Raw genomic sequence first — 16,387 nt, forward strand, 5'->3', positions numbered from 1 at the left:
AAAGGGTTGCAAGAAATCCAAATGCTCCAAGTGGAAAGGTGGAACATGTCGTTGTGGGCGTTAATTAATTCACGGGTAGAACGATCTGGCCCCTTAGCTCATCAATATAAATTTGACGGGTCTTCCTAAGAGTGCTAATCGTTCTTGATACGGTTGATCTCGTAGACCCAACGATTTCAGCAATACGTGCATGAGACAGTGTGTGCTCTAGTAGTAGCCCTTCTGATGTCCTCTTTCCTAGTCTTGTTATTAGTAATCTAAAAAATTTTATCAGTCGATTTTCTAGATTTGTCTCATGCCTCACAATATGCAGTTGAATGATCCAGTCCATAATTGCATCGCTTGTGTCGGGTTCTGTCTTGCTTGTTGATTCAACTGTATATGTTGTGTCTGTTATGGCCTCTATCGAGAGTTTTAGGTTTTTTGGATACTGGAATTTGAAAACATCTGTTTTGCATGTAAAGGCTAAAGTTATGTCTTCTGCGTTATTGAATTGTTTCGCTGCAATCCGGATGACTCCGTTTTTGACTATTAATTCTATTTTCTTTCCGGCTTGAGGTCTTTCTAGGCCGATTGTTTCGGACGGATTTAGGGATATTGGTCTGCCTCTCTTAGGTCGGGAGTCGTTATCCGTATTCATTGATGTGCTGACTTGTGATTTTTGCTACGCCTAGATGCGCTTAATTTTTTTGCTAAAATCTTTTTTCTATGTATCAACAGATTGTTCAAGATTTTGTGCGTGTTTGATGTTTTTTATAGCACGATGTGGCTTGCTGCTTTTGTCTGCTCTTGTGATATTTGCTTTCTTCGAGGTAAGATATGACACATTGCGCCGGCGCGATAAAGAGGCTTTGTCTGTTAGTTCTCGACCCATAGCGTCTCTTCGGGCTTAGCGTTCTGGAGTGCTTCCATGTGCTCTTCCGTTAGGGCTTGCGCTGCCTGGTCGTGTCCTGTGAGTGAAAGGTGAGATGCGCGTCGGTAGCACCATGCATTGATTTCTCGCAGCGTATTGCTTCTCAGTTGATCATTTCTGTTCATGTGCTTTGAGGCGCTGCTCTCGTTATTTTTCTGCTTTCTGATTGATTCGTAGTGAATTTAATTGCTTCTGCTTGTGCTATTTGGCCTATTGCGCTGTGATTGTTGGCGTTTATCTTGTAATTCTTCTTCTTCATTGCTGCTATTGGGAGTGGCCCTTTGCTTATAGGTCGCTGTGTGATGTGAGAATCATTGTCAATCTTTTCGTATGAATTGTGTGTGGAAATGGTGTGTTTGCTCTGTGGTCATCTTTTTTAGGCTTATACAACAGTTGATTGATTTGTTGTGATGGCTCCTGCTGCTCCCTGTGCCTGTCCGCGTTGCACCTGTGAGGTGCAGGCGTCCCAAGCTGTTGTTCGCGATGGCCAGAGTTTCTGTTCAGAGGCCTGTGCCACCGGCCATCCCAACCACGAGCCATGCCATGGCAGTGGCTCCTGCGGCTGCACTTGCGCGGAGTAGGCGGACGGGGTGATATCAATTCCCTGTCGTACGGGTTGGCCTGAGCAGCATCGTCAGCCCAGACACGGTCACAACAATGGTGAGAGTTCCCAGCAGGATTGGGTACACGGGCTGGAGATTGAGCCAGCCGAATTGTCCTGTGTGCAGCTTGAGCAGCCAGAAAGCATCAATGTTCTGCTCCAGCAGCAGGCTGTAGAGGGAGCCGGTTCCTGCAGTGATCAGCAGTGGTGCTGCGGCGATCGGCACCAGCCAGCGATGGATGCGCCGCGCCTGCCGGCTGGTTGTTTTGGAGACTTTCATTGCTTTCGCAGCTGTTGGTGGAGTTCCCGTTCACCAGTGCAAGGCATCCAACGTCCGTTGTTCTCATGAATGCTGCTGCAACCGATTTCAGCTGCACGCTGCCGCGCTTCGGCTTCGGTGCCATAGAGCCCCTTTCCGTGGGCCATCCCTGGCGTTGTGTTCACTAACAGGGCCAAAACCCCGAAGCTGAGAGCCAATAACGGTTGGATGGCGTTCATCGGTTTAGAAGCCTTCGCAGTGTTCAACGGCCTTGAGGTAATTCATCTTGCCGGCAGCTGTGCCTCCCTTTGGATTGATGCCGACCCGCATGGCGATCTGTGCGTCGATGCAGCGGTTGTAGCGATGGGTTTTGACGGCTTGTGGAATCAGCAGAACCGTGATGCTGAGCAGGCTAAGACTGCTAACAGCCGCAAGCACCGGGTAGGCGTGGGCTCGCACCATCTCGCGAGCTGTGAGCTTTTGATGGTTGTGGTCGACCATGTGTCGCTTGTGATTGGTTTCAACGTATGGACAGCCTTGCGCGTCGATTGGCCTTGAGCAACGTTGTTGATTTGGCGATGCAGCAGAAGAACGGGGACGTTTTGGTCAGCTCGCTCCGCTATCTCGACCTGATAACAAAACAATGGCCGCTCTGGGTGTGGTGCAAAGGCGATTCCGTTGTCACGGGACCTACGAGAACCAGCGTCAAGACGGAACAACCACAACTTGAGTTACGGCGAGGGTGCGGTGTCCTTTGATTCAATGCGCCACACAGGCTTGTAGTTGTTCCCGCAGTTTGTCGTGGTCGATGTCGCGGCCGATCAGCACCAATTGATTTTTGCGATCACCGGTCCAGTCGGTGTCGTCGATGGAAAAGCGTTTGCCTGCCAGATGGAACACATGGCGGCGTTCGCTTTCGTTGAACCACAAGACTCCCTTGGCCCGGAACACCTCCTGGGGCATCTGGTTGTCGAGGAAGTTCTGGAACTTGCGCAATGCAAAGGGCCCATCACTCTTGAATGACAGGGAGGTGAAGCCCTCGATGTCCTGGTGGTCACCGTGCTCATGGCTGTGGTGATGGTGTCCGTGGTCATGACCGTCCCCATGGCTGTGGCCGTGACCGTGGTCATGCCCATGGCTGTGATCGTGCTCATGGTCATGGCTGCATTGGCCATGGCCGTGGTCGCAGTCGCTGTGATCCAGGCTCGGATCGTCTGCGGGAGAACTCACCTTGTCGGATTCGAACAGTCCAACGCTGAGCAACAGGGCAAGAGGCACCTCCCCTTTCACCGACCGCAGGATCCGCGCATCGTTCTTGACGGCTCTGAGTTGCTGTTCGACGCTCTCAAGCCGCTCTTCGGAGACGAGGTCGCATTTGTTCAGCAGCAGGATGTCGCCGTAAATCACCTGAGCCCGGCCAACTTCCGTGTCCAGAACGACGTCGTCGAAGTTTTCTGCATCGATCAAGGTGATGATCGAATCCAGGCGGGTTTGGTCCCGCAGCTCACTGCCGAGGAACGTCATCGCCACCGGCAGGGGATCGGCCAGACCGGTGGTTTCGACGACGATGTAATCGAGCGGTTCTGGGCGTTCAATCACCCGTTCCACCGCCTCCATCAGCTCGTCGTTGATCGAGCAGCAGATGCAACCGTTGCTCAGCTCCACCATGTCTTCACCGGTGGTGACGACCAGATCGTTGTCGATCCCGATTTCACCGAACTCATTCACCAGCACCGCGGTCTTCACCCCCTGCTGATTGCTCAGGATGTGATTCAGCAGCGTGGTTTTTCCCGCTCCGAGGAAGCCGCTGAGAATGGTGACGGGAACGTTGGTGCTGGCTGGTGCAGTGGTCATTGGGTCAGAAAACAGAGGTGATCTTTGGGATCAAAGGTTGTGAAACGATGTTCTTGTGATCAGGCGAGCAACTCACTCAGCAGTTGTTGCGACAGAACATCTCGAGCCGTGGCAGTCAGCCAAAGCCCCGCCCCGAAGCGTTGGAAGGTTCCCCCGCAATTCGAAATTCGATGTGATCTGTGGCGGGGTCGTAGAGGGTGTAATGCCTCCCTCCGCCAATGCCGATCACGCTTCGTTTGGGCACAGCCTGTTCGCTCTGCTGTTCACCGGCATGGTCTTTGACGTGGGTTTGGATGGATCCACCGGAAAGCTCCAGTCGGAACTGACGCTGACAGCGCGCCGTAAACAGCCGGTTCACATCCAGCCGCGTCAGCCGATCCAGAAGTACCAAGGCTGAAGTGTCTTCCGTCAGTCGGTCGCCGACGTCGGCGGAGCTGCCATGAATCAGAGCGCAGTCGAGTTCGATGAAGCCGAACTGCAGCGATGCCAGCCAGTTGAGATGGTCAGCGTCCACCGCAGCGAGAAGTTCTCCGACCGCCGCCTCGCCCTGCTCGGCTCTGAGCCCTTCAGCCTTGCGTTCGCCGCGGTAGCCACACTCCGCCAGAAGCTGTTCTTCCCACCAGCCATAGATGCAGTCGGGCTGAAGATCAGCGCGCTTCGGCTGCCTCAGCCGCTCGAGCAGAGCATTGCACTTGCGTTGTGATCCGATCAGATCACCGAGAACGAAGAGATTGGCAACACTCCGTTGTTGCTTTAGATCCTTCTGAATCTGTTCGTACAGATCCAGGTCTCCTTGGAGACCACTCACCAGGGCCCAGCGTTCCATCAGCGCTCACACACGTGGCTGGCGTCTTCAGCCCGCTCGGCATATTCGAAGCCGTGGCTGAGCCTCCAGGCAAACACCTCCGGTAAGCCCGCATCAACGATCTCTCGACAGGTTTTGGCGACGTCGTAGTCGACCTCCCGAATCGTCACCTCTCCGGTTTTGTTGTTATGGATCACATAGGTGGCCTTGGTGCTGCCATGACGCGGTTCCCCCACAGAACCAGCGTTAACGATCCGCCGCATCGGCAGTTCCAGCTCCTGCTCTGTTGGTGCGCCTTGATCGCGTTGTTGCACCTTCACTCGAATGGATCCCTGGCGTAGTTCGCGCACATAGGGCTGATGAGTGTGGCCACAGAACAAGGTTTCCGCCCCTGCTGTTTCCACCCGTTCAAGGGCCGCAAAGGCATTCATGTCGGGCAATAGATATTCGTGCTGACTGTTCGGACTGCCATGCACAAACAACAACTTGTCGCGCCGCAGTGTCATCGGAAGTTCAGCCAGAAAGGCCTTGTTCTCCTCCGTCAGCAGATCGGCTGTCCAGTGATGGGCGCGATGACCTCGTCGTTCCGCCAGCTGGGAGGGATAGCTGCATTCACAGGCATTCAGGCCGTCAATGATGTCCTCATCCCAGCAGCCCTGGCAGGTGGGAATCTCGCGCTGACGCACCAGTTCCACCACCTCATTGGGCTGGGGTCCGTAGCCCACAAGATCGCCAAGGCAGGTGATGGTTTGGATGCCCTGGGAGTCGATGTCGTCGAGCACCGCCTCCACGGCGGCAAGGTTGGCGTGCAAACAGGAGATGACGGCGTGGTTCATGTCAATCAGCCTTGAGAGGTGGGTTGTTGTTGCTGGAGCTGTTGTTGCTGCATGGAGAGCACGTCATCCGCGAGCAAGCAGTCGCTGATGGTGGCTTGAATGCCTTCAGGGTTGAGTGCCTTGCCCTGAACAACGAGCTCTGAGGTTCGACTGGGGCGACCCTGTGGCGGTGCCGTGGCGTCCAGGGGAAGGAACTGGGATGACTCCTGGCTCACCATCCAATTGCAGAAAAATGCCCGCCCATCAGGAAGATTCATCAGGCCTTTGGCGCGGTACACATCGCCGTAGGCACCGTTCACGAGTTCAAACCAAAAGCTGCTCAGGCTGTTGGGATCCCAAACACAACCCGAAAGAGAGGTGTGCCATGCCTCGAGCTTGCTGAACTCCAGGGTGTCCTTTGCAGGCAATTCAGGGTCTCGCCCGAAGTGCAGGAGTTGGTCGGGGTGCAGCTGCAAGGCCTCCAGCTTGGAGCGAACGTCGTCTCCGAGCCCTTCAATTCCCTCCTGGCTGGGGGGATGGAACTGCTGAACTTCGATCAGGGTCAGCCCATCGTTGTCCTGCTTCAGATCCGTTGCGTTGGCTATTGCCAGTTCCTCAATCCTGGGCACCTGGTCCTTGAGCCAGGTCAGGTCGATTCCTCTGTCTTCCCCCTGTTCAAGCCCCGCTGCCTTCTCTCCCTCCAGCCGCAGGTAGGCGCAGGGGCCTTGATGCTGCTGAAGCCTTTGGAGCGCCCAAGTTGTTTTCCCGCACCCCGGAGGGCCTGAAATCAGGTACACCTGGCCCATCGCAACCTCCTCGAGGTTCGAGAATCATTCTCATTATGAGCCGCTGCCGCCACCCTGTCCCGTTCTCTTCGTGCCTTTGGGCGCTTGGTATCGCTTGCTATGGCGCTCCCTGCTTCTATCGCTAGGGTCATCGGAACCCGGTTTTGATCTATGCAGGCCTTGGAGTTCCTCGCCCTTGTGCTGGTGAACTTGGCTCTGACGGTTTATCTGGTTGAAAAGGGGACCAAGTTCTGGAAGGAGAAGCGCCGCCTCAAGCGCCTCGTCAACCAGCACCCTGAGATGAAGGGTGTGCATCCCGATGAGGACGGCCTCTTTGTGTTTGAGAGCGATGATTCGCTCAAGGTGCTCGTGCTGGAGAACGATCAGCCCGGTTCTGATGAGCCCTTCTACGTCACAGAAGAAGATCTCGAAGAGGACTGAATCGATTGGTGCAGGAATGGAACGATGAGTTCATCACCCACGCTCAGCATGAGCTCAAGGGAATGTTGGCTGACTGGAAATATGACTACGGCGTGAGTGATCGCGATTGCTCGGCGATGTTGCTGTGGATGCTGATTAAGCTCAATCCCGACGCCAAGATCGATGCTGGCCTGCTTGATCGCTGATGCGACCGTTCGCTAAGTGCAATCACCGATGCTGTTTGGTTCTTAGGGATACAGAATGAACAGGTAACCCCCAGCTCAGAACAGGGGGAAACTGCGTCGAACAGGGGAGGGATTAGGGAACCCTTCCTTTTTTATGCTTTCCTTTGCAGTGTTTGTCCCTGCGCTACATCTGGCGCAAAGCCACAAAAAAGCCCGCCGAAGAGGCGGGCCGGGTGATGGGGTCTCTCAATATAACGAGCAAGGCCACCACATGCAGCGTTGTTGTGTGATCAAGCAGCTCTGCATAGGTAATCCTGCTCCCCCTAGATCTGGGGCTGGATGAGTATTATCGAGCCAACGCATCAAGATCTGGTGCTATGAGCCGGGTGATGGGGATTGCTCCGGCTAGATGATTCGCTCCATGGCTGGGGCGATTTTTTGTCATCGATGTGAGTGGTGGTTGTGTTCCACCTCTGGCACGTTGCGACTCAGATAAAGGGCGTTGCTGAGCCCCATCACAACGGTGCATCCGGCTGGTCCGCAGACCCGATACAGGTGATTGCCGATCGATTCCACGGTTCCATTGCCTTGAACGGAGTAGGGCAGATGCAGGGTTTCGGCCATGGGATCACGCTTGAAACTGCAGCCGTCCTACGGATCCATGGTTGGACCGGACTGCGACAACCGATACGGGTTTGACTTTCTTTGTGTCTCTCATCATTCCTTAAGAATTGGGCTCTTTGGCTCTTGATGGTTCAAGTGCCTGGGAAATGGCTGGCCCTGAGCCGATCGAGGTGATCGCGCACCTCCAGGTCGGGCATGCGCATCACCCGTTGCATCAGGTTCTGCCGATGGACATAAAGCCCTTTGCATCCCTTCAGCGGTTCGATCAGCAGATCGAGCAGTTGGGCTTTGGCGGTTGTGTTGGTCATGCTCTTGGGTTCTCCTCGGCTCGTGTTCCATCAGCATCGGCAAAACCAGAGGGCCACACATCACCCACTCGAGGGGTTGTGGGGTGGTGATTCCAAGCAATGTCTCCCTCACCTGAGGGGACGTCGTCTGATGTCTCCCCTTAACGTGACCTGTCTTCTGGGGTTCCGATGAAGGTTCTGCAATCCGTTCTGGCGTTGTTGCTGGTGCTGGTGCTCGGTTGTGCAACAACCTCAACGGTGACTGCGGCAACGATTGAGGAGGCGGCTAGTGGTGATCTGATTGCCACGCTGGAAAAGGCGCGGGATGTTCGCGAGCAGGCCGACATCAAGATCCGGGAAAACCTCAAATTGATGGCGTCGAGTTGTCTGTATATGAGTGATTCGTTGAAGGAGTTGATGGCTCTTGAGAATCAGTTTGAAGACCGCCAGATCGAAGATTTCACCGTGGGAATGGCAGACGCGGTTGAGCTGGAGTTGCTCGATGAGGAGTCACGCAAGATCAAAGCGCTTTACCGCAGATCCCACTGTGATGATCCGATCATCCTTCGTGAGCAACTGCGGCAGGCCGATCAAAAGCGCAAGGCCTGAATCAGCAGCAGACCCCCGGTCCCTGTGACGGAGGGGCCGGGGGTCTGTGTCTGAACGGTGGTGTTCAGGGTTGGTGTGGCCGTCCCGTTCCGTTGAACAGGCGGCCTAACTCGCTCGTTTGTGCATGACGCAATCCATCAGATGGGGCTGAAGGAAGGTCGAAGCGTCTGGCTTATGGCGCCTGGGGCCATGTTCCAAGGGGTCGGGTGATGGGAGCTCCTTAGGGCACCTGGCACGGTGCAGATGGAGTGCCGATCGGCCTGGCCTTTCGCACAAGGCCTGTCGAAGGGCGCACCCAATAAGAGGTGTGAAAACTGTTGGAGCAGGGGCCTGAAAGTCAGCTTGCTTCTGACGTCTGCTCGGTTGGACCGTCGTCTCGCATGGACGCCTCCGATCTCGATGCACACAGTCTTGGGGCTGGGCCAGGCCCTGGCAATCAGCACGAACACGCATTGCCTTTCAGGGCAGAACCGGCTGAAAGTGGGGCTGGCGTGGCTGCGATCTGATTAGCCTGAACCACCGCGCGTGGCTGATGACGATTCCCTTCGGCACGCCTGAGCCTTCGGACGGTCTGCTCAATAAGTCGGTGTCATCCACCCGACTGCGCGCCTGGCTGAACACCCGCCTCCGCCAGCTCGCGGTGGGGCAGCGGATTCAGGATGCTCGGGCTTTGCGCAGCGAATTCCTGGTGGAGTGATGCTTGTCACGTGCTGCTTTCTTAAGAGTCAGGGCTTGCCCCACTCACCCTCAAGACGGCTTCGATCGATCCAGGCACACATTTGCTGAAGTGCTTCGTCATCCATCTCCACCAGATGATCGGCCCACTCCTGCATGATCAGTTCGAGGTGATCGGGATTGTGGATGGTGAGCTCTGGTCCAATCAGCACGTATTTAATGCTGAGCAATTTCCAGGCCTGGGACTCGAGCAACCAGGGGTGAGCTGCCGTTAACCGTTCCACCCGACTGATTGGCTGATATTCACTGTCCATGGGCTGATTCAGTGCCGAGGTAACTAGGCCGCCTTCTGGCTTCGCTGATGCGCACGAAGTGAAAGAAAGAGCGCGCGGGGGTTGCCGTAACGGTCTGGAAGGGCCTGATGAAGTCGGCTCAGGCGTCGCCAGCAAACGCTCTCTCTGGCCTCCCCTTCTTTCACGCCATCTGCCACCAGGTATTCCATGGCGCGGGTGTACACCGCTTCTGTTTCTCGCAGTTCAGCGAGGGATGGTTCATGGGTGAAGGTGATAGTTGCCATCACTTCTCGACATCACTTATCGCCATCCATTGATGCCCGGCTGGGGACTTGATCTCTACCCCCATTTGGGGTGGTTTACTGGTTCAGATCTGAACCATGCCGCACCGCATTCCCTTCAACACTGCCTGAACCCGGTTGTTCACTTCAAGGGTCCGCAACAGCCGCTTGGTGTAAGTGCGTGCGGTCTCTTCGGTGACGATGAGATCTTCCGCAATTTCACGGTCGGACATTCCGCGGGCGAGGCGGTCGAGAACTTCGTATTCGCGAGGTGTCAGTCGCGGGCAGCTGAGATAGGGAAGTTCGTCGGAGCGTAGTGATGGGCTGCGATAGGAATGATGTCCCATCACCGCCAGCACAGCTGCTTCAAGAGGTTTGCGGTCTTCGATGATGTCGGCTTCGGCAACCACGGCTTCCAGCCATGGCGCGTTGTCGTATTCCACCGGAATGGCATCGCTTAATGCCAGCACCACGACCTTCAGGCCGGATTGAAGCTCTTGGGCTTTGCGCGCCAACTCAAAGCCGTTGCCTTTTTCAAGTAGATCCGTGCAGAGAAGTAGCTCAAAGGAATCCTTTTTGAGATAACTCAGGCAGGACTCTTCATCCGTAACGGCACAGCCAATACGAGATCTTTCGCTAAAACTTTCGCAGAAGCAGCGCAGGAAAAATCGTCCCTTCATTGCCAAGGCAATGCTTCCGCTGATGGCAACGGAAAGCAGGGGCTCTTCGTCGGGAGACTTGGGCTCACTTTGCAGGTATGGGGTCAGATCCATGGGCTTCCCTGCATCTTTTATCCATCCTTGCGGGCCAATCGGCCTATATGGTTTCGACCTTCGTCAGTCGTCATAGACGCGGCATTCCGGAGCATCGGGGTTCAGGTCGCAATGCACCTCGAGGGAGGTGGGGTCCTTGTGCTCCTCGGGATGGTGGCTGCGATACGCCTCGAGTCCCTCAAGCTCGGTGGCGTAGTGACGCGCCTTGGCCTCATCACCGCTGGCTTGAGCCTTGGCCAGTTCCTCACGGTCTTTGGCGATGTGGGTTTCGATTGATTCCACGCTCAAAATTGCAATCCAATCCATCTAACGCGCTGGCTGGATTGTTGAGCTACCCCCATCCGGGGACAGAACGATTGTCCCCATTTGGGAGGCGATAAAACGGCCTCATTCATTGCACAGTTCTGCCTGTCAGCGTGAAGGCTCCATGGGTACATCCAATCTAAGTATCGGAGAGCTCGAAGCCAAATATCCGCTGTACTGCAAGGCCTTGAAGATGCTGATCAAGCAGGGGAAAACAAGTGCTGAACTTGAGCGAACACTCTGTTGGGATCGTTTGCGCTTGTTGCATCGATCCTTGCCAAGGCAATACAAATCTCCTGAGCGATTGATGTTAATGATTCAGGCCAGATTTTCGTCAGTAACTGATGCCTAAGGAGGGATGATGTCAACCGAAGCTGATTCCATCAAGGCTCAAGTTTTGAGCGAGGTGATGCAGAGGATTACCGTCCTTGATCAAGAGCATCGCTATGAAGAGAGTTACGCGCTGACTCAGGAATTCAGGGAGTGGTTACTCGACCCTCGGATTCAACCGAGCTCGAGGCAGGCCAGGCCATAAATGTTGCGGTCGTGGCCCTCCGGCATCAGGCCCTTGTACATGCGCACAGTCGAGCCCATGGGTTTGAAGCCCTTCGCCGTCGTGATCGTTTTGGCAGATGGGTTATGCCCTGGGGTGTCGATCAGAACGATTCCCTTGTGGCGATCGATGGCGTTGTTCAGCAACAGCGATGCCATGCCGGGATCTTCTGCCAGCCAGGGTCCCACCCGCCAACCTTCACCGATGGGGAGTAGGCAAGGCCGAATGCGCACGTAGCCATGGCATGCCCCCTGGGAATCTCTTGCCACAAACACGTCTCCTGCCCTGTGGCGTAACCACAGTTCAAGGAAATGGGGCCGTGGGCTGATTTCGTGGCGTTCGTCGTAGCGCTGAATCGCCTCGAGAGAGATCTCACGCAGTGGCACAACGGTGATGTCGCTGCGCTGGAGCAGGGTGGTGTTCGGGTGTTCTGATTGGTCGCTGCGGCAGAGCATCTGCCGGCGTGTGGTGATGCAGTCCTTCTTAAATCCGGCTTTCTCGTAGAAACCCACCATCTGGACTGCCGCCTCCAGGCCGACGCACTCCACGTTGTTGAGGGTTTTTAAGGCGTGTTGCCAGAGGCGACGGCCTATTCCCTGACCCCGATGCTCCGGCTTCACCACGAACAGGCCGATGAAGGCGTAGCTGGGGCTGTAGGTAACGGCGGCGATGCAGCCCACTGGCACGTTGTCTTGCCAGGCCAACCAGATTCCCTGGCGATCGGTGTTGGCATAGATCTCAATGTCGCCCATTCCTGGAGCGAAATCCTGTTCACGGGCCATCCCTGTGACGACGTCGAGATCTGTTGGCATGAACGGTTTGATCTCAAGCATCACTATTCAGGTGGCGTCAGGCGGCCTGAAGAATCGAATCCACACTGGTTGGATAACGCCGCACATAAGCATCGGTTTCCATAGCGACGATGCGTGCTTCCCGGGGATTGGCCGCCTGGAGTTGCAGTGTGCGTTGGCTTCCGTCGTTTTTCTTGTATCGAACCAGAAAACGTTGTGATGCAGTTGTCATTGCGCTGAGACCTTTCGTCCGATGCGCACGGTTGCTGGCCTAATGGCGCAGGCAAGGGCGTGGAATGGCCGGTGGGTTCCCTCAACAATGAGGCTTCCCATGGGTTGTGCTTGAGCAAGGTCGAGCTTCATGGCTTTGCCTCGAATGGAACTGTCTTACTGCGTCTGAACCCGCTGATTCATCCCCCATCTGGGGACAATTCGTTGTTTGCATCAAACGGCGCGTGGGTGATCCGAACCGTTGCGGTCGGTTCTCCTTTCCCCTCTCATCAGCCTCCCAAGCGACGCTGATGTCGGACGGATGTTCATGAGGGGACCAACCCCTGAGGCTCGCTCCTCAGGGGTTTTTCATGACTGTTCTTGGTGAACAGTTGCTCTCTAGTGTGCTGATCACGACTCCTTTGCCCCAAGGGCTTCTGATCCCCATGACTGCTTCGAAGCTGTTCGATTTCCTCGGCCGGGTGCTGATGGCGGCCGTGTTTGTGAATGCCCTGCCGGCCAAGTTCACCAACTTCGCTGAAACCGCAGGCTTCATCGCCTCCAAGGGCATTCCCGAACCCCTGGCCTCTGTGCTGTTGGTGGCGGCGATTGTGGTGCTGATCGCCGGATCGATCCTGCTGGTGTTCGGCAGCAACACGGTGCTGGGGGCCTCACTGCTGCTGCTGTTCCTGGTGCCCACCACGCTGATCTTCCACACCTTCCCGGTGGACAGCGGCTTTGCGATGAACCTGGCCCTGATCGGGGGGTTGATCCTGGCCATCACCCGTGCCTGGGGCAATGGCGTGCCCAGCTTCACGCACCTGCGCTCCAAGGGTTGATCGCCGGCTGGCTGGCTCAGGGCAGGGCCAGGGCCGTGCCTTCGCGGCGCGGATCAGCGGCCCCCTGCCAGCCAGCACCTATTTTTTGAATCAGAGCGGTGCCGCTGCCGATGCTCTGACGCCGTGGCCTTGCTTCGCTTTTGAGCTGCTGCAGCGGAAACGGCCAGGGCAGCGGTGGATCGCTTTCCAGCACCAGCATTGTGCGCCGGCGCGAGAGATGGGGAAGGCCCACCGCCCGCGCCGGCGGTTCGTTCCAGGCCAAGGACGCCAACAGCACCCGGCTGAGCAGATGGGGAATGCTGCGGCCGCCGGGGCTGCCTAGGGCCAGCACCGGCTCGCCGTTGCGGAACACCAGCGTCGGCGCCATTGACGACATCGGTCGCCGTCCGGGCAGCCGGCGGTTGGCGACCGGTTTGCCGCCAATGCTGGGCTTGAAGGCGAAATCGGTGAGCTGATTGTTCATCACCATGCCTCCCACAAGGTGCCGACTCCCGAAAATCGTCTCCACCGAGGAGGTGTAGGAGGCAATGTTGCCGCTGGCATCCACGATGGTGATCTGGCTGGTGCCCTGTTCGATGCCCTGATCTGGCCTGCCGTAGGGAAAGTGATCGATGCCTGGGGGTAGCCCCGGTGTTGGCCTTGCGCCGTTGGTGCTCTGCATGGTTCTGGCCCGGTAGGCGATGTAGGCCGGATCCAGCAGGGCTGCGCCGGGCACTGCTCCATCGATGGGGTCGTGCACCCAGTAGAGCCGGTCGGCATCGGCCCAGGCCTGGGCGAAGGCCAGCTGCCGCCACACCTGCGGCTCAGCTGCACTGGAGCTGGCCAGGTTGGTGGTTTGGTTCAACAGCGCCAGGGTTTGCAGCAGCGCCAAGCCACCGCTGCTGGGGGGCGGCACCGTGCAGATCCGGTGCTGCAGCTGCTGGCTGCAGAGGGGAGTTCGCCGGACCACGGCATAGCTGCTCAGATCAGCGGAACTCCAGCCGCGGAAGTTCGGCTCGCTGGCCTGCAGGGCATTCACCCCGTCCAGGATCTGCTCCGCCAGAGGCCCTTGATAAAAGGCTGGTCCCCCTTTCCTGGCCAGCAGTTTCAGGGTGCGTGCCAGGGCTGGGTTGCGGAAGGGATGATCCGCTGCTGGTGGCTGGCCGCCGGGCAGGTAAAGCGCTTGAAATGCAGGGCTGTGGGCCACGCCGAAACGCTGGGCCAAGCGAATGGAGCGCAACAGTCGCGGGCTCGGCAGAAAGCCAGCGCTGGCCAGGCGGATCGCCGGTTGCAGGCTTTGTGCCCAGGGCAGCTGGCCGTGGTTTTGATGGGCCTTCCAGAGCAGGGCCACGGTGCCGGGAATGCCGATGGCGTTGGCTTGGCTGGTGGCCTGACGCCAGGGGAGGGGATCCCCCGCGGCATCAAGCAGATCGCCGGGGCGGCTGCGTTCGGGGGCCACTTCGCGGCCATCGAGCACTGCAAGCTGGCGTTGCGTGGCATCCCAGTGCAGCAGAAAACCACCACCCGCCAGGCCGGAGCTCTGGGGTTCCACCACCGCCAGCACCGCCTGGGCTGTGACCAGAGCATCGATGGCGCTGCCGCCTTTCTTCAAAGTAGCTAGCGCCGCAGTGCTGGCGAGAGGATTGGCGGTGACAACCACGGCGGATCCGCGGGCGGTGGAGATGCCCTTGTGGCCGGGGTCTGTGGATTCCGGATCGTCCCTGCTGATCGGGGCTGCCGATGCTGGGAGGCTGCTCCAAAGGCTCAGCGCCAGCAGCAACGCTTTGAGCTTGCGGAGCACGGCGTTGGATCGGCTGGTTTCAGTCTTGTGGCTCGTGAGGCCTACTGCTGTCCTTCTGATCAAAGAAAAGAGCCGGCTCCTCAGCCCGCTCCTGCTTGACGCATTGAAGGCACCACAGCCTTCACTCCAAGAGTGGATCAGTGGAGGGCCGTTCGAGGTGTGATTGGAGCGTTTCTCAGGGAATTCTCAGGAGGTGGAATAGGCATTTCAGCTCAATGAGAATCATTCCCGCATGGCCGATGATCGTGCCGGCGCTAGCACCACTGCAAACGCTTCTGGAGGGAATAGGGAGCAGGTTCCCTCGCCTGCTCCTCTCCTCTCGGCTGTTAGCGAGAAGCGGCCGTTCTTTAGGAGGAGATGTATCCGCAGGCCCACCTACGGGATACATCACGCACCTGATTGGAGCTTACCCAAAAAAAGGTTCCCGAAGAGCCCACTCCTCGGGAACGACTCGTGCATGCGAAGAGAACTTAATGCTGCGCAATCTCCCTTAACAATGGGTAATTGTGCTCAGCCCGAGATGGCTGGGTCTCGCTTTGATTGCCCTGGCTCTGAGTCGCTTGGCGCGTCCCAGATATCCAATAAAAAACCCCTGCCTGCTGCAGGGGCGCATAACCGTTTTGTTGTGGAAGATGGGCTCAGAAGCCGAGGAATTTGGCTGGAATTCCATCCAGGCTGTTGTTGCCCATCATCTGGAAGATGACGTTGATCAGCATTCCTCCGATGTGGAAAGCTCCCACCAGAGCCAGGCCTCTCCAAAGTTTTTCGGCTGCTGCTGGGGGCTGATTGTTGGCCCAGGTGCCGGATCCGTTGGTCATCGGTTGATCGCAACTTCAATAACGTTGGCGAAAGAGGCCGCAGGGGGCCAGCACTCGTCACCGAGATTCATCAGCTCAAGGTTGGAGGGCTCTGGCGAGTGCCAAGAAAAGTTAGGTATTGCTGCTCTGGAATAGCTCCATCAATCTGTCGTAAGGATCAAATCATCAGCCCAAAGGAGGCTGTCATGTTTGAGGTTCTTAAGGGTCATACCGGCAGCTGCCAGCGCAGAACCTGCCTGAAGTGGGAAATCAACGGTGAGTTGTCAGCTCTTGATCGAAAGAACCTGATGCAGCTGTTGTGCCAAGTGGACAAACAAGCCTGTATCGATGATGTCGGCCTCGAGCTCGACGCAGAGACAGAGATGGAGGGAATGTGATTGACGCTTCTTTCTCTATGCCTGATCGCCCTTTCGTCAAGGCGTCATGGCGCCCATGGTTCCCCTCGTACACCCAAGCCCATCACCGTGGAGTCCAATGGAAAGGGCTAAGACCAAGCCAAGTGTTTTTCTGATCGCGTCATGCCGGTCCCGGAAGGGATCGGTCTTTTTCGCCATCAGCGCACCGGTGGTGGGCAGCGTCGCCAGCCCGTTTTGAGCATCGTGTTCCAGGCTTCGATGGCGTTGTGCCGCAGCATCCGTCGTCGGGTCTGGGGCACTGGTGGATTGGGTGGGATCCAGCTGTAGGTGCGCACCGCCACCCACTGGGCATGAACAGTGGATGCATCTGGTTTGAACTGCACCACCTTCTGCTGCTCTGAGCTCACCAGCCAGCCTTCTCCGCCGGGTTGTTCTGGTGGTTCGTGGGTGGCGCGGTGACGGGGCAAGGGGTGGGGCGACGGCAAACAGAAGACAGCTCTGCAAAGCATCTGCTGCCGAGGCGACGCGCCGGCTTCACGATGGCGAATTCGCTGCTTG

At 57.0% G+C, this 16,387-nt stretch carries 27 protein-coding genes; 8 read left to right on the forward strand and 19 right to left on the reverse strand.

The window, feature by feature from the left end:
- Positions 1–64 precede the first annotated feature (64 nt).
- Positions 65–640 (reverse strand): helix-turn-helix domain-containing protein, encoded by a 576-nt coding sequence (locus DXY04_RS12655; RefSeq protein WP_115161874.1) that lies wholly within the window; start codon positions 638–640, stop codon positions 65–67.
- A gap of 683 nt (positions 641–1,323) precedes the next feature.
- Here DXY04_RS12655 and DXY04_RS09510 point away from each other — a divergent pair.
- A complete protein-coding gene (locus DXY04_RS09510; RefSeq protein WP_115161875.1) occupies positions 1,324–1,494 on the forward strand; it encodes a conjugal transfer protein TrbI in 171 nt (56 codons plus the stop codon).
- Between the two features lie 15 nt (positions 1,495–1,509).
- Here DXY04_RS09510 and DXY04_RS09515 read toward each other — a convergent pair whose 3' ends face one another.
- The 7 genes from DXY04_RS09515 to DXY04_RS09550 all read right to left on the reverse strand — a co-directional run bounded on the left by DXY04_RS09515 (position 1,510) and on the right by DXY04_RS09550 (position 6,053).
- Entirely contained in the window at positions 1,510–1,794 is a 285-nt protein-coding gene (locus DXY04_RS09515; protein ID WP_115161876.1) for a hypothetical protein, read from the reverse strand.
- Positions 1,791–2,012, reverse strand: coding sequence for a DUF3721 domain-containing protein (locus DXY04_RS09520; RefSeq protein WP_115161877.1), 222 nt, complete (start codon positions 2,010–2,012; stop codon positions 1,791–1,793). The genes DXY04_RS09515 and DXY04_RS09520 overlap by 4 nt, the downstream gene beginning before the upstream one ends.
- A 4-nt stretch (positions 2,013–2,016) precedes the next feature.
- Entirely contained in the window at positions 2,017–2,274 is a 258-nt protein-coding gene (locus DXY04_RS09525; protein WP_115161878.1) for a hypothetical protein, read from the reverse strand.
- Between the two features lie 258 nt (positions 2,275–2,532).
- Positions 2,533–3,627 (reverse strand): GTP-binding protein, encoded by a 1,095-nt coding sequence (locus DXY04_RS09535; RefSeq protein ID WP_115161880.1) that lies wholly within the window; start codon positions 3,625–3,627, stop codon positions 2,533–2,535.
- A 115-nt stretch (positions 3,628–3,742) separates the two neighbouring features.
- Positions 3,743–4,453, reverse strand: coding sequence for a phosphoesterase (locus DXY04_RS09540; RefSeq protein ID WP_115161881.1), 711 nt, complete (start codon positions 4,451–4,453; stop codon positions 3,743–3,745).
- Entirely contained in the window at positions 4,453–5,268 is an 816-nt protein-coding gene (locus DXY04_RS09545) for a metallophosphoesterase (protein ID WP_115161882.1), read from the reverse strand. Before DXY04_RS09545 ends, DXY04_RS09540 begins: the two co-directional genes overlap by 1 nt.
- A gap of 5 nt (positions 5,269–5,273) precedes the next feature.
- On the reverse strand, positions 5,274–6,053 hold the full coding sequence (locus tag DXY04_RS09550) for a GTP-binding protein (protein ID WP_115161883.1): 780 nt from the start codon (positions 6,051–6,053) through the stop codon (positions 5,274–5,276).
- Between the two features lie 150 nt (positions 6,054–6,203).
- Between DXY04_RS09550 and DXY04_RS09555 the strand changes: the two genes are divergently transcribed.
- Both DXY04_RS09555 and DXY04_RS09560 read left to right on the forward strand, forming a co-directional pair.
- On the forward strand, positions 6,204–6,473 hold the full coding sequence (locus DXY04_RS09555) for a hypothetical protein (protein ID WP_114989357.1): 270 nt from the start codon (positions 6,204–6,206) through the stop codon (positions 6,471–6,473).
- Between the two features lie 8 nt (positions 6,474–6,481).
- Positions 6,482–6,658 carry a hypothetical protein gene (locus tag DXY04_RS09560; RefSeq protein WP_244278648.1) on the forward strand — a complete coding sequence of 59 codons (177 nt, stop codon included), beginning with the start codon at positions 6,482–6,484 and terminating at the stop codon, positions 6,656–6,658.
- Between the two features lie 420 nt (positions 6,659–7,078).
- Here DXY04_RS09560 and DXY04_RS09565 read toward each other — a convergent pair whose 3' ends face one another.
- Together DXY04_RS09565 and DXY04_RS12185 are read right to left on the reverse strand one after the other, a co-directional pair.
- Positions 7,079–7,261, reverse strand: a complete 183-nt coding sequence (locus DXY04_RS09565; RefSeq protein ID WP_115132779.1) for a hypothetical protein — start codon at positions 7,259–7,261, stop codon at positions 7,079–7,081.
- 131 nt (positions 7,262–7,392) lie between these two features.
- Complete coding sequence (locus DXY04_RS12185; protein WP_170951388.1) at positions 7,393–7,569, reverse strand: hypothetical protein; 177 nt, start codon at positions 7,567–7,569, stop codon at positions 7,393–7,395.
- A 168-nt stretch (positions 7,570–7,737) separates the two neighbouring features.
- On the opposite strand from DXY04_RS12185, the gene DXY04_RS09570 reads away from it, so the two are divergent.
- Both DXY04_RS09570 and DXY04_RS12190 read left to right on the forward strand, forming a co-directional pair.
- Positions 7,738–8,157 carry a hypothetical protein gene (locus DXY04_RS09570; RefSeq protein ID WP_115161885.1) on the forward strand — a complete coding sequence of 140 codons (420 nt, stop codon included), beginning with the start codon at positions 7,738–7,740 and terminating at the stop codon, positions 8,155–8,157.
- A gap of 532 nt (positions 8,158–8,689) precedes the next feature.
- Positions 8,690–8,854 (forward strand): hypothetical protein, encoded by a 165-nt coding sequence (locus tag DXY04_RS12190; protein ID WP_011364523.1) that lies wholly within the window; start codon positions 8,690–8,692, stop codon positions 8,852–8,854.
- A 28-nt stretch (positions 8,855–8,882) separates the two neighbouring features.
- On the opposite strand, the gene DXY04_RS09575 is transcribed toward DXY04_RS12190, so the two are convergent.
- From DXY04_RS09575 to DXY04_RS09590, 4 genes are all read right to left on the reverse strand, one after another.
- Entirely contained in the window at positions 8,883–9,146 is a 264-nt protein-coding gene (locus tag DXY04_RS09575) for a hypothetical protein (protein WP_115161886.1), read from the reverse strand.
- Between the two features lie 23 nt (positions 9,147–9,169).
- Positions 9,170–9,409 carry a DUF3136 domain-containing protein gene (locus DXY04_RS09580; RefSeq protein WP_115161887.1) on the reverse strand — a complete coding sequence of 80 codons (240 nt, stop codon included), beginning with the start codon at positions 9,407–9,409 and terminating at the stop codon, positions 9,170–9,172.
- A gap of 83 nt (positions 9,410–9,492) precedes the next feature.
- Positions 9,493–10,179 carry a response regulator transcription factor gene (locus tag DXY04_RS09585; protein WP_115132776.1) on the reverse strand — a complete coding sequence of 229 codons (687 nt, stop codon included), beginning with the start codon at positions 10,177–10,179 and terminating at the stop codon, positions 9,493–9,495.
- A 63-nt stretch (positions 10,180–10,242) separates the two neighbouring features.
- Positions 10,243–10,461 carry a CP12 domain-containing protein gene (locus tag DXY04_RS09590; protein ID WP_115162222.1) on the reverse strand — a complete coding sequence of 73 codons (219 nt, stop codon included), beginning with the start codon at positions 10,459–10,461 and terminating at the stop codon, positions 10,243–10,245.
- A 145-nt stretch (positions 10,462–10,606) separates the two neighbouring features.
- On the opposite strand from DXY04_RS09590, the gene DXY04_RS09595 reads away from it, so the two are divergent.
- On the forward strand, positions 10,607–10,834 hold the full coding sequence (locus DXY04_RS09595; RefSeq protein WP_115161888.1) for a DUF3136 domain-containing protein: 228 nt from the start codon (positions 10,607–10,609) through the stop codon (positions 10,832–10,834).
- A gap of 152 nt (positions 10,835–10,986) precedes the next feature.
- On the opposite strand, the gene DXY04_RS09600 is transcribed toward DXY04_RS09595, so the two are convergent.
- Both DXY04_RS09600 and DXY04_RS12195 read right to left on the reverse strand, forming a co-directional pair.
- A complete protein-coding gene (locus DXY04_RS09600; protein ID WP_115161889.1) occupies positions 10,987–11,868 on the reverse strand; it encodes a GNAT family N-acetyltransferase in 882 nt (293 codons plus the stop codon).
- Between the two features lie 16 nt (positions 11,869–11,884).
- Positions 11,885–12,058, reverse strand: coding sequence for a hypothetical protein (locus DXY04_RS12195; protein ID WP_170951389.1), 174 nt, complete (start codon positions 12,056–12,058; stop codon positions 11,885–11,887).
- A 424-nt stretch (positions 12,059–12,482) separates the two neighbouring features.
- Here DXY04_RS12195 and DXY04_RS09605 point away from each other — a divergent pair, with 424 nt between their 5' ends.
- Entirely contained in the window at positions 12,483–12,875 is a 393-nt protein-coding gene (locus DXY04_RS09605; protein ID WP_115161890.1) for a DoxX family protein, read from the forward strand.
- A 16-nt stretch (positions 12,876–12,891) separates the two neighbouring features.
- Here DXY04_RS09605 and DXY04_RS09610 read toward each other — a convergent pair whose 3' ends face one another.
- Together DXY04_RS09610 and DXY04_RS09615 are read right to left on the reverse strand one after the other, a co-directional pair.
- Positions 12,892–14,655 carry a gamma-glutamyltransferase family protein gene (locus DXY04_RS09610; RefSeq protein ID WP_244278649.1) on the reverse strand — a complete coding sequence of 588 codons (1,764 nt, stop codon included), beginning with the start codon at positions 14,653–14,655 and terminating at the stop codon, positions 12,892–12,894.
- 638 nt (positions 14,656–15,293) lie between these two features.
- Positions 15,294–15,473 (reverse strand): hypothetical protein, encoded by a 180-nt coding sequence (locus DXY04_RS09615; protein ID WP_115161892.1) that lies wholly within the window; start codon positions 15,471–15,473, stop codon positions 15,294–15,296.
- Between the two features lie 185 nt (positions 15,474–15,658).
- On the opposite strand from DXY04_RS09615, the gene DXY04_RS09620 reads away from it, so the two are divergent.
- Complete coding sequence (locus DXY04_RS09620) at positions 15,659–15,850, forward strand: hypothetical protein (RefSeq protein WP_115161893.1); 192 nt, start codon at positions 15,659–15,661, stop codon at positions 15,848–15,850.
- Positions 15,851–16,026: 176 nt separating this feature from the next.
- On the opposite strand, the gene DXY04_RS09625 is transcribed toward DXY04_RS09620, so the two are convergent.
- On the reverse strand, positions 16,027–16,314 hold the full coding sequence (locus DXY04_RS09625) for a DUF1651 domain-containing protein (RefSeq protein ID WP_115161894.1): 288 nt from the start codon (positions 16,312–16,314) through the stop codon (positions 16,027–16,029).
- Positions 16,315–16,387: the final 73 nt, after the last annotated feature.

Source organism: Synechococcus sp. UW86, assembly GCF_900474085.1.
Classification (GTDB): domain Bacteria; phylum Cyanobacteriota; class Cyanobacteriia; order PCC-6307; family Cyanobiaceae; genus Parasynechococcus.

What these genes read in the sequence shown, in the direction of transcription:
- DXY04_RS12655 (WP_115161874.1), bottom strand. Translation starts at nt 640, where the DNA reads ATGAATACGGATAACGACTCCCGACCTAAGAGAGGCAGACCAATATCC.
- DXY04_RS09510 (WP_115161875.1), top strand. Translation starts at nt 1,324, where the DNA reads ATGGCTCCTGCTGCTCCCTGTGCCTGTCCGCGTTGCACCTGTGAGGTG.
- DXY04_RS09515 (WP_115161876.1), bottom strand. Translation starts at nt 1,794, where the DNA reads ATGAAAGTCTCCAAAACAACCAGCCGGCAGGCGCGGCGCATCCATCGC.
- DXY04_RS09520 (WP_115161877.1), bottom strand. Translation starts at nt 2,012, where the DNA reads ATGAACGCCATCCAACCGTTATTGGCTCTCAGCTTCGGGGTTTTGGCC.
- DXY04_RS09525 (WP_115161878.1), bottom strand. Translation starts at nt 2,274, where the DNA reads ATGGTCGACCACAACCATCAAAAGCTCACAGCTCGCGAGATGGTGCGA.
- DXY04_RS09535 (WP_115161880.1), bottom strand. Translation starts at nt 3,627, where the DNA reads ATGACCACTGCACCAGCCAGCACCAACGTTCCCGTCACCATTCTCAGC.
- DXY04_RS09540 (WP_115161881.1), bottom strand. Translation starts at nt 4,453, where the DNA reads ATGGAACGCTGGGCCCTGGTGAGTGGTCTCCAAGGAGACCTGGATCTG.
- DXY04_RS09545 (WP_115161882.1), bottom strand. Translation starts at nt 5,268, where the DNA reads ATGAACCACGCCGTCATCTCCTGTTTGCACGCCAACCTTGCCGCCGTG.
- DXY04_RS09550 (WP_115161883.1), bottom strand. Translation starts at nt 6,053, where the DNA reads ATGGGCCAGGTGTACCTGATTTCAGGCCCTCCGGGGTGCGGGAAAACA.
- DXY04_RS09555 (WP_114989357.1), top strand. Translation starts at nt 6,204, where the DNA reads ATGCAGGCCTTGGAGTTCCTCGCCCTTGTGCTGGTGAACTTGGCTCTG.
- DXY04_RS09565 (WP_115132779.1), bottom strand. Translation starts at nt 7,261, where the DNA reads ATGGCCGAAACCCTGCATCTGCCCTACTCCGTTCAAGGCAATGGAACC.
- DXY04_RS12185 (WP_170951388.1), bottom strand. Translation starts at nt 7,569, where the DNA reads ATGACCAACACAACCGCCAAAGCCCAACTGCTCGATCTGCTGATCGAA.
- DXY04_RS09570 (WP_115161885.1), top strand. Translation starts at nt 7,738, where the DNA reads ATGAAGGTTCTGCAATCCGTTCTGGCGTTGTTGCTGGTGCTGGTGCTC.
- DXY04_RS12190 (WP_011364523.1), top strand. Translation starts at nt 8,690, where the DNA reads ATGACGATTCCCTTCGGCACGCCTGAGCCTTCGGACGGTCTGCTCAAT.
- DXY04_RS09575 (WP_115161886.1), bottom strand. Translation starts at nt 9,146, where the DNA reads ATGGACAGTGAATATCAGCCAATCAGTCGGGTGGAACGGTTAACGGCA.
- DXY04_RS09580 (WP_115161887.1), bottom strand. Translation starts at nt 9,409, where the DNA reads ATGGCAACTATCACCTTCACCCATGAACCATCCCTCGCTGAACTGCGA.
- DXY04_RS09585 (WP_115132776.1), bottom strand. Translation starts at nt 10,179, where the DNA reads ATGGATCTGACCCCATACCTGCAAAGTGAGCCCAAGTCTCCCGACGAA.
- DXY04_RS09595 (WP_115161888.1), top strand. Translation starts at nt 10,607, where the DNA reads ATGGGTACATCCAATCTAAGTATCGGAGAGCTCGAAGCCAAATATCCG.
- DXY04_RS09600 (WP_115161889.1), bottom strand. Translation starts at nt 11,868, where the DNA reads ATGCTTGAGATCAAACCGTTCATGCCAACAGATCTCGACGTCGTCACA.
- DXY04_RS12195 (WP_170951389.1), bottom strand. Translation starts at nt 12,058, where the DNA reads ATGACAACTGCATCACAACGTTTTCTGGTTCGATACAAGAAAAACGAC.
- DXY04_RS09605 (WP_115161890.1), top strand. Translation starts at nt 12,483, where the DNA reads ATGACTGCTTCGAAGCTGTTCGATTTCCTCGGCCGGGTGCTGATGGCG.
- DXY04_RS09615 (WP_115161892.1), bottom strand. Translation starts at nt 15,473, where the DNA reads ATGACCAACGGATCCGGCACCTGGGCCAACAATCAGCCCCCAGCAGCA.
- DXY04_RS09620 (WP_115161893.1), top strand. Translation starts at nt 15,659, where the DNA reads ATGTTTGAGGTTCTTAAGGGTCATACCGGCAGCTGCCAGCGCAGAACC.